The sequence below is a fragment of the Streptomyces mayonensis genome, from assembly GCF_018982965.1.
Classification (GTDB): domain Bacteria; phylum Actinomycetota; class Actinomycetes; order Streptomycetales; family Streptomycetaceae; genus Streptomyces; species Streptomyces mayonensis.
On sequence record NZ_JACBYP010000003.1, the window covers coordinates 24,133 to 38,223 of the forward strand.

Below are 14,091 nucleotides of genomic sequence, written 5' to 3' on the forward strand. Positions count from 1 at the left end.
CAAGGCGAGGAAGAGCTTGGAGAAGGCGGAGCGGAAGGCGCAGGAGGCGGCCGAGGAGATCGCCGCACTGGAGGCGACAGGCTGAGTCCTGGAGGTGGAGGGCTGGGGGCGTCCCGTCCTCAGCCCTCGTCGGGCGGCCTGGGCGCTGGCTGGCGGCGCTCGTCCATGCGGTCGGCGGTGTCTCCGCTTGCCCGCTTGCAGATCTCCTCGGGGACGTCCCACTCGTCGACCACGAAGAGTCGGTCGCCCACGAACTTCGTGGTCGGCTCCCATCCGAGCCGTCGGCCGGCTTCGCGTGCCGCGCGTCGGATGGCGTCCAGATCGCCCAGCTCTGCGCGGTCATTCCCGGTGAGGACCAGTGTTCCGTAGTAGCCCTCGTACTCGGGCTTCAGACCGGCTCTCATGAGGTCTTCGAGGTGAGCGACCAGAGCGCGGTATCGGCGCTGGGGCAACTCGTCCTTCTTGGACATGGGGCACGGCTCCCAAGGGGGGGGCGGGCACAGCCGAGCTGTGCCACGTGTGTACTGCATGCGTACTGCAAGCCGGAGGCCCTGCCGCCCTCTCGGGCGACAGGGCCTCTGATCTGCTACTTCGCTGTGCCCCCGGCAGGATTCGAACCTGCGACACCCGCTTTAGGAGTTCGGTTGTGGGGTCCTGGGCGGGGGAAGGCTGCTGCTGACGACCGCTGCGGACAGCCGGGTACGACCGCCCCCGTCCGCCGTCGTTGATGTCAGCCCTGGATGTCAGACCGGCCTGACATCCTGCGCCCGTGACAATGACTTGGGCCGACTTCTGGGCACTTATAGCCACCCTGAACGGCGAAGCAACTGAAGAGAGCTGCCAGCACCTCGCCGAGGAGCTGAGCCGCCGTCCCGTCTCTGACATCGTCGGCTTCGCGGAACGGCATGCCGAGGCGCTCTACCGTCTGGATCAGGAAAAGTTCGGCACTCTGCCGGTGGTCGACCTGACGGCCCGGTTCGGCAGCCCATTCCCGCAATCGTCCGACGGCTTCCTGTACGCGCGTTGCGCTGCGGTGGCCGCGGGGCAAGCCGTGTGGGAGAGATTGCCGTCACTGCGAAGGATCTGCCCAGGCGGATGTCTGCTGCTGTTGGCACGCGAGCGGTACGTGCAGTGACTCCTGTTTGGGCGGTGTGCGCTCCCTTTGTGCGCTGGTTGCGACCTTGTGTGACTCGCCTAGCCGCAGCACGGTTTCAGTTGGACGCTGCTCGGTGCCTGCAAGACCACCAAGGAAGGGCGGTACGTTGTGGGTTCAGCCAGTCAGTGGGCACGTGAGACCTTCGGAGACATAGCCAGCGAATTGGCCGACATCATCCGATCTTGCCTTGTCCGGGCTCATGATCGAGCACGCACAGGGCAGGAGGGCGTCCATACCCAGACGCTCGAAGCCTACGGGCATGGCCTCTACGCGGTGCAATACGAGGAACTGGCCGCCGGCATCTCCGGACTCGGGGAACCAGTGCGCCTGCAAGGACGCACGATGATGCTCGTCCGCGGGCAACTCATCTACCCTCTCCGCTACGCAAAGAAGGACGTGCCCGTCACAGCTGCACGCCTCCGTCGAGCCACAGGCTTCCGAGCAGACCTGATCCGACGCCACGGCCCGCCGGCCATGCAGCAAGCATTCGACTTGGACCTGGGGGAGCTTGAGGACGCCGAGGTGCACCCAGACCTGGAGCTGCTTCCCGAAGACGTACGGCTCGTCCTCGCCGCCTACGCCTGCTCCATGGAGAAGGGCGTCATGCGCATTGAGTGGGGCTCTGCGGAGCTGCGTAGGGAGGACCGGTATCTGATCTGGCACCGTCACGAGCCGCTGCCCGTGGCAGGTTGACCAGAAGCCGTGAGCGGCTGAAGACAAGCCCCAACGGCTGCGGATGCCAGTTCTCCGGGCTTAGGCATGGCTGTACCAGTGTCGCAGATCAACTTCCGTGACCTGGGACTGTGCCTCTCCATGCCTGTCGTCAGTAGTCACCACCGGTCGCCGCTGAGCGACCTCAGACGGCCCAGAGAGGGCCCAGCAAGGACACTCGTCGGCTGCCAGCCACTCACCGGGCTGGACCTTGACCTGGTGATTGTCGGCGGTGCGCTGGAGGGCTTCTTCACCGACGAAGCTCCCGATGTCCGGAAGATCTATCCCCACGTCCGTTGCCGTCACTGCTAGGCAGTGGATCACATTGGTCAGCCCTGCCGCCGCTTGATCCGGTGCGAGTGAGGGGCGTGCGGAACGTGCAGGCGCTTCGCGGCGTCGCCCGACCCTCGACGCCCGGCTACCCGGATGCAGCGCCGTCCGCCAACTGGCAATCAGGTGCTTGCGGGACGACAAGCGATAGGGTAAGGCGTTCCTACTGTCCGTAGCGCTGCGCGCCCCCCCCCGTTGCATAGAGGTAATAAACTCGTGAGCACAGGTCTGACGCTTGTCTGCCCAGTACGAGGACGGCTGAAAGCCAAAGCGCGCAGTAAGGACGGCCTGACGCCTTCCGAGGAACGTTATCGGGTTGAGGCTCTACGTCATATTGTTGACCTCGGCTATCCTGTAGCGAACATCCGCGTTGAGCCGACCATTAAGAAGTTTGGCAACTCGGGTCGTAACAGTTTTCGGGCTGACTTTGCCGTCCTTGATGTGCCTGTATCTTCCATCAAAACCGATGACGTCGCAGCTCTTCTGAGTCACGCAGTAATCCTGGGCGAGGTTAAGCGGGATAATGCCAGCTTCACATCGGCCGTCAGCTACCAAGTGAAGCCGATGTTGGACTTCGCCGGACGGGATGATTGCGTCGCACTGTATTGGGATGATGTTGAGCAGCGAGTATTTTGGATAGAGCGGAAGGATGGCTCAAAGCAATACAAGGAAGGCCCTTTGTCGGACCTTCCGGGCTACGGCAAGAAGCCGAAAAATAGAAGCCTTACTTTCAACACAATCGACCCAAGTAAGCCCCTCATTCAAGTTTTTGAGCGCATAGAGGACATCCTTCACTCGTCCTCCGTGGGGCCGAGCAAGCGATTCAATGTGATGCTGCAGTTGCTACTCATCAAGCTTTACGATGAACAGCAGCATCAAAATACTCCTGACGCCGCGCTGACCATTCAGGACTTCGCTGCTGCCGGCGTGAGTGCCTCCGTTGCTCTGGGAATCACCAACGGCGTACTAGGCAAGTCTGTTGATTACTACCAGCGCTTCCTTCCCGAGAAGGTTGATGACAAGCTCCCCATCAGCGGAGACCTGCTGCTTGAAGTACTTCGTGTACTAGCTCCCGTGCGCATCGTCTCAATGAGTCGTGCGCTCATCCAAGAGTTTTACATGTACTTCGCAAAGCACATCTACAAGTGGGACTTGGCGCAGTATTTCACCCCAGTAGCGCTCACTGAATTCATCGTAGACATCCTCAACCCTCAGTTCGGGGAACACGTCAAGGACCCGGCTTGCGGCAGCGCTGACTTCCTCACAGCCGCTTTCAGACGCGGGCAACACTGGCCTGACTACGCAAGCAGCATCTGGGGATCTGACGTTTCGCCAGAAGCCGTCCAAGTCGCAGTGCTAAACATGATCCTAAACGGTGATGGAAAGACCAACATTCAGCAGGAAGACTCGCTGCAGAAAATCAACTCCAACGAGAACTCTGCCGATGTTGTCGTCTGCAATCCGCCATTTGGAACGCGGATCGTGGAAACCAAGGCGAACACTCTAGAAAACTTCGACCTTGGGCGAGAGTGGGTTGCCAATTCGCGAGGAATTTTGAACCCCTCCAAGCAGATGCTGGCACAGCAAGAAAGTGGAATTCTGTTCGCTGAGGCCTGTGTAAAGCTAATGCGACCTGGAGGCCGCATGGCCTTGGTCGTTCCCAATGGTTATCTTGGAAACCGGTCTGCGCGATACACGATTCTGCGAGAATTCCTGCTGCGCCACTGTTACCTCAGCGCCATTGTCGCCCTGCCGCGCTTCACATTCAAGGGATCCGGGGCGGACGTCTCAGCAAGCGTGCTCTTCTGTGAGAAGCGGGTCACGCCGCTAACTGATGCGAAGCTTTCGGAGGAATATGATTTTTGTGTTGAGGTCGTCGACCGTGTGGGGTGGGTGACTGGCGACAAGCGCGGTAAGCCTACGTACTTGCGTGACGAGGAAGACGGAACTCTTGTCCTCGACGAGTACGGAAACCCCATCTTGGACAGTGATTTCGCGGATCGCCTGCTTAAGATCCGAAATAGCAGCGCCGGCCAGGAATTTCCTTGGCTTGTGCGTGGACACGAACCAGACCCGGCCGATACTGACTACGGGTGGTCGGTGTCAATTTCGTCAGTTGTAAATGACCCACACCTGACGTTGGACCCGAAGCGCCTCTGCCGCAAATTCGTAGAGCTGCAAGACCAAATCAAAGAAGACGAGTACTTCAGGATTGGCGATATCGTTGATGTGATTCCTGAGAAGACCGACTCCTCCGGGCAATCGATTCGCTTCTCGCCTGCCGCGATTTATAGGCACGTTGAGATTCAAGATGTCGAGGTCGGAACGTATCGATCAAACGCTAAGAGAGGCTGGGAGCTTCCTCAGCGGGCCCGCCACTTGGCCAAACCTGGAGACGTTTTCGTCGGCGGGATCCGTAACAGTGTCCGCAAGTGGTTCTTGGCTGGTGAGGAATGCGCGAATGTCGTTGTCACCAATGGAATGCATCGCCTCCATCTGAAGGATGGTTGCGAGGAATATTTGGTGGACCTCGTGGCTGGCCTGTGTTCGGAGGCCTACCGTGTCCAAATGCGTGCACTAGCCCGGGGCGCTGACGGGTTGGCAGAGATCGCTGTTGAAGATTTGAAAGATGTGGTTCTTCCCAGGATCACGGATCCGGATATTCGCTCTGACGTCGAGCCATTCGTTCAGCGTCTTGTTGTCGGAGCATCAAGCCTCGAAGAAAAGGTCGAGTCTTTGATGGCTGATGGCGCGTTGAGGTATCCCAACCCTCCAACTCGTCCAGATCACACTTCACTCGTATAAAGCTGCTGGAGCACAGGCAGTCCGACGCGACACAAAGGTCGGTGGAGCGGCTTTGGGCTGGAGCTGCTTTGGGGCGAGTGATCTTGGCCCCGTAAGCTGATGGCGAGTCGGGCAGTCTGTGGACCTGCCCGTTAAAGCACGACGTTGGGGCCAAGATCTTAGAGGCTCGCCCCGCAGTGGCTGCCTAAAGCCGTGGAGCCGACCGCCCCAGCTACAGAGGGTTTCTCCCCATTTCATGCCCGCAGCCGCCGAGCGCGCCGCCGGGCGCGGCCAGCCGGGGCGAAGACAGGAGGCGGGCCGCGCCGTAGAGGCGGCGCGCGCCCGCGCCGTGCGCGGGCCTTGATGAAGTAGGGAAAGTCTTACCCCGCTGGGACTCGACAGGGATGTCTTGTCTCGGTTGATGCTTGACGCTGTGGCGTCACCTGATGCTTGACACCGCTTGCCTCGGCTTGGCTGTGCGCGACGTCTCGGCCCGTAACGTGAAAGCCAACAAGCCTCACAAGGTTTCCGGTGTTGTCCAGGCCCATCGACACCATGCGAGACCTGAATGTCAGGCATCAATTGGGATGCGACAGGGCCGCCTTGAGCTCGCCCCCGCTGCCTCGGACCGTCCCGGACGAGGTGGCTCCGTACCTGCGCGACATCACCTCATGACCGCGGCCCCGCTCTCCTTCGGGAGGGCGGGGCCGCTTTCGTGCGTTCGGGGGCTACTCGGGAGGCCGGTTGTACGAGTCGAGCGTGGCCTTCGCTGTCGACGTGTCCAGGAGCCGCAACTCCCACGGCCCCGTGTTCACGTCGAACTCCTTCCCGAACCCCACCCACTTGCCGGCCATCCGACGGCCGGTCGGCTCGGCCAGCATCTGGATCGCGCCGAAGTACCGGGCGCCCCGGTAGTAGCCCTCGGCTGCGGTCTGCTCGGTCCACGTGCCGGTGATGGTGCTTCCCTCCACCTGCAAGTCGAGCGTGAGCGGGCTGTCCGGGTTGAGGCTGGCGCCGGGCAGGCTCCGGCCGGTGAGCCGATTGCCATGTTGGAGGAGAACAACGTGGTGCTTGCCGGCGAAGACGGCGTTGTCCCGCCCGCTGGAGACGTACTCGTAGGTGGACAGCCACACCCCTGAGTAATTCCCGCGCGCCGCCGCTTGCGGTGCCGGCGCCCCGTTCCCGGCGGGCACGCCGACGGGCGAGTCCCGGAGGTCGTGTCCGCCCTGGCCGTCCTCGGAGATCCGGGCGAGCGTCGCGGGCGGGAAGCCCAGCGACTCTATCGGCAGGCCGGTGACCGCCTCCAGCGCACGTGCGTACACGGGGCGGGGGGCTGCAGTGGTGCCGGACTCCCAGCGTTGCACGAGCCGCTTGGAGGCGTCGTTGGGTTGTCCGGCTCGCTGCCCGGCGTCGCGGATGGCGCGGGCAAGTTCGTCTTGGGACATGAGCAGGCCCATTCGGACCGCTCGGAGGGTTCCGTTCGGAGTGGCCATGTGATCGACGGTAGCTCCACCACGGATGGAATGACACCGAAATGACGCCCGGTGTGTCGTCGTAGCGACGCCTCGTCCGTCGTCGCGTTCGCAGAGTAACGGCGCGAACGTGATCCGTGACACAACACCCAGGCGGCCGCGTGAACGGCCCCAGGGCGTGGACGACACCCAAGGAGTGCCGACGTGCCGAACGCTTCTGTGCCGGTGGATCCGAAGAGGATGCGGGAAACAGCCACCCTGCTCCTCGCACCCGACGCCAGAGAGCCCGCCCCGGACGAGCTGGACAGCCTGCTCCTGGCGCTGCGCGGAATGATCGAGAACGCCGTTCCCGAGATCGAGGCGGTTGCTGCGCGCCTGCCGGAAGACGACGTGCCCCGGGCCTGCGCGCTGGCGTGCATCGGCGAGGCCAGGATGCGGCTACGCCTGACCCCCGGGGAAGCGTTCGACCAGCGCCACATCGTCGCGCAGAAGCTCGCCCTCACGGTCCGGTCCTTGGCCGACCACTACTGGGCTCTGGGCCGCGCGTCGTAAGGCTCGCAGATCCCCACCCGGGCCGGGCAGACCTGGCAAGGAACCCCGGCCCGGGCGGGCCAATCCCCAGCGGAACAACCGAAGGAGACGCCGTGACCCTACCTCCGGGCCCCCATCCCGCCGCCCGCTGTGGCGCTGCCCGCGCTCGCCCGCATGCTCATCACCGACGTACGGTTCGCCGGCGTTCGCGGCACCGTCATGGACGCCAACCCTGGTATGGCCGAGAAAGTGGCCGGCCGCATCGTCGACGAGGGACTAAAGTTCGTCGCCGCCTGCGCGACCAACCCCGGCGCCTGTCTGGCCCCGTCGCGGATCGTCGACGAGGGCTGGCATGCCTTGATCCTGCACACCGCCATGTACGCCGAGCTGTGCGAGCAGCTCGGCGGCCGGTTCGTGCACCACTACCCGGGCTACGACCCCACCCACTACGATCCGCCGATCCTGGACCGGACCCGCGAAGCCATCGCGGCACTCGGTTGGGAGGCGGACCCGGAGCTGTGGGGGCCGCCGTCGGACGAGACGCTCGTCTCCGTGGCCGCGAAGTGCCAGCACGCGCCCCGAGTGCACGATTCGGCCCATGCCGCAGCCGGAGCCACCCGTAGCCTGATGGCCGGAGGTGCTCATGAACGAGTGGATCGACCCGCGGTACGCGGAACTGGTGGCCGAGTGGGAGCGCTCGCAGCGCCCAGTGGCGCGTGACCCGCAGGAAGAGCGGCCGGTGCGGGGGTTCGTGGTCCCGCCGATCCGCGGCCGGTAGGCAGACCCGCGGCCCGTCTCCGTCATCCCGGTCGGAGGCGGTCCGCTTCACGAGGTCCTCCGGCTCTGCGCCCACGGCGCCAGCGATCCGGCTCACGGTGTCCAAGGCCGGCGAGGAGCGACAGTTGAGATGAGTGCCGACCTGCCCTTCTTCCGGTATCACCCGGACCCCCTGGCCAGCGGGTCCATCCGCGCGTCCGCCGAGTCGTGCGCCTGCTGCGGCCGCAGCACGGGCTGGATCTACACGGCAACCTTCTACTCCGCCCACGAGGTGAGCGGACGCTTCTGCCCCTGGTGCATCGCGGACGGGAGCGCGGCTGATCGCTTCGCGGGTGAATTCACCGACTCCTACGGGCTCGGCGGCGTGAGCGACGACGTGTTGCACGAGGTCACCCGCCGCACACCTGGGTTCCACGCTTGGCAGGACCCGCACTGGCTCGTCCACTGCCACGACGCTGGTGCCTTCGTGGGCGAAGTCGGGTACACCGAGTTGGCGGAGCATCCCGAAGCCCTCGACCAGCTGCGGGCCGACCTGCGTAGGGATGGCTGCCATGACGAAAGGCAGGTCGAGCGCCTCTTGACCCGGCTCGGCCACGGGATGACCGCCATGCTCTTCCGGTGCACCGTCTGTGGCACCCACCTCGCCTACGCCGACGCATCCTGAAGATCGGCTGCCGTCGCGCCTCCGCGACATCTGATGAGGACGCAGGCGACAGTGACCGCCCGCCTTGATGTCATGCGTGGATGTCATAAGGGGCTCACCTCCGAAAATCCGGAGGTGAGCCCCTTATGAACTGGTGCCCCCGGCAGGATTCGAACCTGCGACACCCGCTTTAGGAGAGCGGTGCTCTATCCCCTGAGCTACGAAGGCGTGAGGCGCGGCCGCAGGGGCTGCGCATCGCTGTCAGTGTAGCGGGTGAGGTCTGCTCGCGGGCTGGGGCGTCGGGGCGGGCGGTCGCCGTTGTCGGTTCTGTGGGTGGTGGCGGGGGCGCGGGGCGTTACATGTGTGTGTCGAGGACGTACTTGCCGGTGGAGGCGCGTGTCTCCAGGAGTTCGTGGGCGTGTGCCACGTCCTTGAGGGCCAGTACGGTCGTGTCGACGCGTACCTCACCGGCGGCTACGTGTGCGAGGGCCTGCTCCAGGTGGGTGCGCAGCAGTTCGGGGGCTCGGGCGGCGACGCCGCCCAGGTTGTAGCCCGCAAGGGAACTGTTCGTGTACCAAGGGTGGTTGCCCGGGTACGTGATGTCGCTGTCGGCCGCGTTGCCGAAGATCACGTGCCGGCCGAAGGCGGCCAGCAGTCCGGTCACCTCGGAGCGGTACGAGCCGCCGACCGAGTCCAGGACGAGGTCGGCGCCCCGGCCCGAGGTGCGCTCGGCGACCTCGTCGGCCAGCTGCTCGTAGGAGACGACGCTGTCGTACCCGAAGGGGCGCGCGTACTGCGCCTTCCGGGGGGAGCTGGTCGCGCCGATCACCGTGCTCGCGCCGAGGACGCGCGCCAGCTGGGCCGCGGCGGTGCCGACACCGCCGGCGGCGGCGAGCACGACCACGGTCTCTCCGGGGGCCAGGTGGCCGGCCGAGGTGAGCACGCCGAGCGCCGTCGTCACGTTGCAGAGGGCCCCGGCGGCGGCCGCGCGGTCGATGCCGGCGAGGCGGCCGGTGAGCGGGACCGTGTGCGCGGCGGGGGCGGCCACCACGTCGGCGTTTCCGCCGCCGCCCAGGGTCAGCGCGGCCACCTCCTCGCCGACGGCGAAGCCGGTCACGTCCGCGCCGACGGAGCGGACGGTACCGACGGCCTCCAGGCCCGGGAAGTGCGGCAGGTCCACGGGGAACTGGCCGCGGCGGAACATCACTTCGGCGAAGTTGACGCCCGCGTGGCGCACGTCGACGGTGATCTCGCCGGCCTGCGGCTCGGGAGGCGTGAGTTCGGTGACGGCGAGGACCGAGGGGTCGCCGAAGGTGTCGAAGCGGACGGCGCGTGAGTGGCTCATCGGATGTCGATCTCTCCAAGTGTGGTGGCGGGCCCGTGCCCGGTGAGCAGGACGGTCTCCCCGGGGCAGCGCCGGACCACGTCCCGCACCGAGGCGTCGAGGCTCGAAGGGCTGGCGCCCGGGGCGTCCGCGCGGCCCCTGCCGGTGGCGAGCAGGGTGTCTCCCGTGGCGAGCAGCGGGCGGTCGTCGTCGAAGCGGAACATGCTGGATCCGCCGGTGTGGCCCGGGGTGTGCAGCACCGTGACCGTGCCGGACGCGAAGGTCAATTCGCCCCCTTGAGCCGGGAGTTCCCTGACGTCGTGGGGTTCCCGGTCGGGGTGTCCGGCCAGGAGCTCCCGGGGGAAGGTGTCCGGCAGTCCTTTGGCGGGGGCGCCGAACTGGTACCGGTCGTCCGGGTGGATCCACGCCGGGATGCCGTACCGCCGGGCGAGCGGGACGGCGTCCCAGGTGTGGTCCATGTGTCCGTGGGTGATCAGTACCGCCTCCGGTTCGAGGCGGTGGTCGCGCACGGCCTGTTCCACCGCGTCGGCGGCTTCGTGACCCGGGTCGACGATGAGGCAGGGCTGCCCCGGGCCCGGGGCCACGACATGAACGTTCGTCCCGAAGCGGCCGGTGGTGGCAGTCAGTGCGAGCATGTGCACACCCTGCCCAGCTCGACATTCATACGTCAAGTGTCACTGGTAAAACAGGACTCTGTCTTATGGTCTAACCCGGATACGAGTGGCGCCGGTGAAACCGGCCCGTGCGAGGAGAGGTTGGGAAGATGAAGGCAGTGGCCATCGATCAGTACGGAGGGCCGGACGTCCTGCGTCTCATGGACCTTCCCGAGCCGAAGGTCGGTCCGGACCTGGTTCTGGTGCGGGTGGCGTACGCGGGCGTCAACCCCGCGGACTGGAAGATCCGCGAGGGGTACATCGACGACTGGTTCGAGGCGCACTTCCCGATGGTGATGGGCTGCGACCTGTCCGGGGTGGTCGAGCGGACCGGCCTCGGAGTGACCGAGTTCGCCCCCGGTGACGAGGTGATCGGCTACGTCCGCTGCGACCACATGCAGCGCGGCACCTACGGAGAGCTGGTCGCGGTCCCCGTACGCATGCTGGCGCACAAGCCGGCGGGGCTGGACATGCGGGAGGCCGCGGGGCTGCCGGCCGCCGGGCTCACCGCCCACCAGGCGCTCCGCCGTCATCTGCGGCTCGTCCCGGGCGAGGTGCTGCTGGTGCACGCGGCGGCCGGCGGCGTGGGCTCGCTGGCCGTGCAGCTGGCCCGTGAGCTGGGAGCCACCGTGATCGGCACCGCGAGCGAGGGCAACCACGACTACCTGCGCTCGCTCGGCGCCCTGCCGGTCACCTACGGTCCGGGCCTGGCGGAACGCGTCAGGGCCCTGGCCCCCGACGGCGTGGACGCGGTGTTCGACCTGATGGGCGGCGAGACCCTGCACGGTTCGCCGGCCCTGCTGCGGCCCGGCGGGCGCCTGGCCTCGATCTCGGGCGACGTCGTGGCGCTCGGCGGCCGCTACGTGTTCGTACGCCCCGACGCGGCCGACCTGGCCGAGCTCGCCGCCATGGCCGGACGCGCGGCGGTGCGTGTGCACGTCGACGCCGAGTTCCCGCTGGCCGAGGCGGCTCGGGCGCACGAACGCGTGGCGAGCGGGCACGGCCGGGGCAAGGTGGTGCTGAACGTCGGCGCATGACGCCGCCGGACGAACCGACGCCACGAAGGGCCGCCCTCGCCGGGGCGGCCCTTCGCCGTTTCCGGGAGGAGACCCGAGACCCGAGACAGGAGACCCGAGACAGGAGACAGGAGACCGGATACCGGAGGCCGGTGCCGCCTCCGGCGGGCACACAACCGGGCGCCCTCCAGCGAGCCTTGAGCGAGTCTCCAGCCGCTCATGCCCGGGGCCTTCGCCGTTCCCCGCGCACTCTTGGACCAGGCACTGGGGGCGGCTGCCAGACTGGCGGTGCGCCGCAGGGAGCCCCACCGTCGTGCCTCCCCGCGCCACGCAGAGCCGACTTCCCGGCAGCATGCCCGCCTGCCCACCAGCAGCGTGTGCGTACGCCCGCGTGCACCGCGTCCCGACGACGCGTGCACCGCGTCCCGTCAGGCCGAGAGCGCCGGACCGCGGTCCCGGCATGCCCCGCTTCCGGTTTCCCCTCCGGGATTCCTCCCGAGCCGAGTTCCTTCCCGAGTCGAGTTTCCTCACGAGTCGAACGGATTGCGTCATGACCCTTGCCCGGCAGGAGCGAACCGCCGCACCGGCGGTGGCGGTTCCCCTCTCCTACCAGCGCCCTGTGGACCGGGCGCTGGTGCACCGCAGCGCGGTGATGGAGGTCTTCGTCACCGACGCCACCCGGCTGGACGAGGACACCTTCGCGGTGGCGGTGCAGGGGCCGCGGTCGCACTCCTACTACAACGATCACCCCTGGAGCCCCGAACAGCTCGATCCGCTGTTCCTGCTCGAAGCCGCCCGGCAGGCGGTGACCGTCGTCGCCCACCAGTGGATGGGCGTACCGCACGGCACTTCCTTCCTGATCAGCGAGTGGACCACGCAGTTCACCGACGTGACGGCGGTGCGGGCGGGCCGGGACGCGCCGGTGGAGTTCGCCGTGGACGTCACCGCCCGGGAGCTGAAGCGGCGCGGCAGCAGACTGCTCGCGGCGACCTTCGAGTGCGCCTTCGTCGTCGGCGGGCACCGGGTGGGGACGAGCACCGTGAGCGCCGGCTACCTCAGCGGCGACGGCTACCGCGCCCACCGGGTGAAGAGCCGCGGCGACGTCCCGCCGATGTCCTCGTCGATGGGCGACGAGCGCGTGGGCGCCCTGGTGGACCCGGCGGCGGTGGGCCGGACGCGGGCAGCCAACGTCGTCCTGGTGGACGCCCGCGCCACCCCCGCCGGTGCCGAGGCGCGCCTCGACGTGCCCGTGCGGCACGCCGCGCTGTACGACCACCCACTCGACCACGTACCCGCCATGGCCCTGCTGGAGGCGGCCCGGCAGATCTCCGTGCTCGCCGACGACCGGGCTCCGCGCGGGCTGTACCCGTACCGGTTCGAGGCCGTCTTCCACCGCTTCGTCGAGCTGGACAGCCCCGTCGCGGTCCGCGCCCGCCGGGACGGCCGCCACACGACCGTGGAGTTCCACCAGGACGGCGCCGCGCTGTGCACCGCCACACTCGGCGTCGCGCCCGTGGCGTCCCTCGGGGCCTTCGGGCCCGCGGCACCGGTGGAAGACTCGGTCTCCGCGACCGGCGCCGGGCGGTGAGGGCGGCATGGAGCTGACGTCGCCGCTCGGTCTGGTCGCCGGTGCCTGGTACCCGCCCGAGTCGCAGTCGGTGCAGGACGCGGTCGCCCGGGGGGACATCGACGCCGCCACCGCCCGCGACCTCGGCTACGTCTCCCTGCCCGTGAGCAGCGCGGTGGCACCGCCCGACATGGCCATGGAGGCCGCCCGCGAAGTGCTGCTCCGCTGCGGGGTACGACCCGAGAAGCTGTCCCTGCTGCTGCACGCCAGCGTCCACCACCAGGGTCACGACGCCTGGTCGGCCCCGCATTACGTGGCCGAACGGCTCGGCGCGCACGCGGCCGTGCCGATCGGTCTGCTGCAGCAGTGCAACGGCGGTGCCATCGGAATCGAGACGGCCGCCGCGCGGCTGCTGGCCGACCCGGAGGCCGGGCCCGCGCTGGTGACCACCGCCGACCGCTTCCTGATGCCGAGCTGGGACCGCTGGCGCAGTGACTACGGCATGGCGGCCGGCGACGCGGCGACGGCCGTCCTGGTGCACCGGGCCGACGGCACACACCCGGCCGAGCTGCTGCTGCACGCGATCGGCACCACGGTCGCCACCGAACTGGAGGTGATGCACCGCGGTGACGACGAGCTGAACGCCACCCCCATGGGGCACAGTCCGGTGATCGACGTGCGCCGCACCAAGCGTGCCTTCATCAAGGCCTACGGAGTCGAGTGGTTCACCAAGACCGCTCACGACCGCATCCGGGCCGCGGTGGACCTCTGTCTGCGGCGCGCCGGACTCGCCCCGGACGACCCGCGGTTGAGGTACGCCGTGATCCCGCGCCTGGGCACCAAGGCGATGGACGAGGCGTACCTCCCGCCGCTGCGCGAGTCGACCTCGGCCGAACTCCTCGACCTCGGCCGCGCCACCGGCCACGTGGGCGCGGGCGACCTGAACGCCTCCCTCGCCGACCTGGCACAGGGCGACCGGCTGGCACCCGGCCAGTACGCGGTCGTACTCAACGGCGGTGGCGGCTTCACCTTCACGGCCATGGCCGTCTCCCGGCCGTGAACAGCACCAACAACAGAACAGCAACAGCAACAGAAACAGCAACAGA

13 protein-coding genes and 1 tRNA gene are annotated in these 14,091 nt (G+C 67.2%); 9 read left to right on the forward strand and 5 right to left on the reverse strand.

The features are described from left to right. Positions 1 to 119 precede the first annotated feature (119 nt). Positions 120 to 470 (reverse strand): hypothetical protein, encoded by a 351-nt coding sequence (locus HZS56_RS01525; protein WP_216718799.1) that lies wholly within the window; start codon positions 468 to 470, stop codon positions 120 to 122. Between the two features lie 305 nt (positions 471 to 775). Here HZS56_RS01525 and HZS56_RS01530 point away from each other — a divergent pair, with 305 nt between their 5' ends. The 3 genes from HZS56_RS01530 (at position 776) to HZS56_RS01540 (ending at position 5,002) form a co-directional block, all read left to right on the forward strand. Further along, a complete protein-coding gene (locus tag HZS56_RS01530) occupies positions 776 to 1,135 on the forward strand; it encodes a DUF4240 domain-containing protein (RefSeq protein ID WP_216718907.1) in 360 nt (119 codons plus the stop codon). A 129-nt stretch (positions 1,136 to 1,264) separates the two neighbouring features. After that, positions 1,265 to 1,849: a hypothetical protein gene (locus HZS56_RS01535; protein WP_216718800.1), complete on the forward strand. Its 585-nt coding sequence runs from the start codon at positions 1,265 to 1,267 to the stop codon at positions 1,847 to 1,849. 564 nt (positions 1,850 to 2,413) lie between these two features. Beyond that, positions 2,414 to 5,002 carry a type I restriction-modification system subunit M gene (locus HZS56_RS01540; protein WP_216718801.1) on the forward strand — a complete coding sequence of 863 codons (2,589 nt, stop codon included), beginning with the start codon at positions 2,414 to 2,416 and terminating at the stop codon, positions 5,000 to 5,002. Between the two features lie 707 nt (positions 5,003 to 5,709). On the opposite strand, the gene HZS56_RS01545 is transcribed toward HZS56_RS01540, so the two are convergent. Continuing rightward, entirely contained in the window at positions 5,710 to 6,474 is a 765-nt protein-coding gene (locus tag HZS56_RS01545) for a helix-turn-helix domain-containing protein (RefSeq protein ID WP_216718802.1), read from the reverse strand. Between the two features lie 183 nt (positions 6,475 to 6,657). On the opposite strand from HZS56_RS01545, the gene HZS56_RS01550 reads away from it, so the two are divergent. The 3 genes from HZS56_RS01550 (at position 6,658) to HZS56_RS01560 (ending at position 8,425) form a co-directional block, all read left to right on the forward strand. Then, positions 6,658 to 7,005, forward strand: a complete 348-nt coding sequence (locus HZS56_RS01550) for a DUF6415 family natural product biosynthesis protein (protein ID WP_216718803.1) — start codon at positions 6,658 to 6,660, stop codon at positions 7,003 to 7,005. Between the two features lie 153 nt (positions 7,006 to 7,158). Further along, on the forward strand, positions 7,159 to 7,704 hold the full coding sequence (locus HZS56_RS01555; protein WP_253913560.1) for a glycine-rich domain-containing protein: 546 nt from the start codon (positions 7,159 to 7,161) through the stop codon (positions 7,702 to 7,704). A gap of 187 nt (positions 7,705 to 7,891) precedes the next feature. Then, the gene (locus HZS56_RS01560) at positions 7,892 to 8,425 is read left to right on the forward strand and encodes a CbrC family protein (RefSeq protein WP_216718804.1); all 534 of its coding nucleotides are present in this window, start codon (positions 7,892 to 7,894) and stop codon (positions 8,423 to 8,425) included. Positions 8,426 to 8,556: 131 nt separating this feature from the next. Here the strand turns inward: HZS56_RS01560 and HZS56_RS01565 are convergent. The 3 genes from HZS56_RS01565 to HZS56_RS01575 all read right to left on the reverse strand — a co-directional run bounded on the left by HZS56_RS01565 (position 8,557) and on the right by HZS56_RS01575 (position 10,384). Then, a tRNA-Arg gene (locus HZS56_RS01565) sits at positions 8,557 to 8,632 on the reverse strand. 127 nt (positions 8,633 to 8,759) lie between these two features. After that, entirely contained in the window at positions 8,760 to 9,749 is a 990-nt protein-coding gene (locus tag HZS56_RS01570) for a quinone oxidoreductase family protein (RefSeq protein WP_216718805.1), read from the reverse strand. Beyond that, a complete protein-coding gene (locus tag HZS56_RS01575; RefSeq protein WP_216718806.1) occupies positions 9,746 to 10,384 on the reverse strand; it encodes an MBL fold metallo-hydrolase in 639 nt (212 codons plus the stop codon). Before HZS56_RS01575 ends, HZS56_RS01570 begins: the two co-directional genes overlap by 4 nt. Before the next feature lie 128 nt (positions 10,385 to 10,512). On the opposite strand from HZS56_RS01575, the gene HZS56_RS01580 reads away from it, so the two are divergent. The 3 genes from HZS56_RS01580 to HZS56_RS01590 all read left to right on the forward strand — a co-directional run bounded on the left by HZS56_RS01580 (position 10,513) and on the right by HZS56_RS01590 (position 14,045). Continuing rightward, a complete protein-coding gene (locus HZS56_RS01580; protein WP_216718807.1) occupies positions 10,513 to 11,439 on the forward strand; it encodes an NADP-dependent oxidoreductase in 927 nt (308 codons plus the stop codon). Between the two features lie 529 nt (positions 11,440 to 11,968). Next, positions 11,969 to 13,006 (forward strand): ScbA/BarX family gamma-butyrolactone biosynthesis protein, encoded by a 1,038-nt coding sequence (locus HZS56_RS01585; protein ID WP_216718808.1) that lies wholly within the window; start codon positions 11,969 to 11,971, stop codon positions 13,004 to 13,006. 7 nt (positions 13,007 to 13,013) lie between these two features. After that, entirely contained in the window at positions 13,014 to 14,045 is a 1,032-nt protein-coding gene (locus HZS56_RS01590) for a ketoacyl-ACP synthase III family protein (protein ID WP_216718809.1), read from the forward strand. The last annotated feature ends 46 nt before the right edge of the window (positions 14,046 to 14,091 follow it).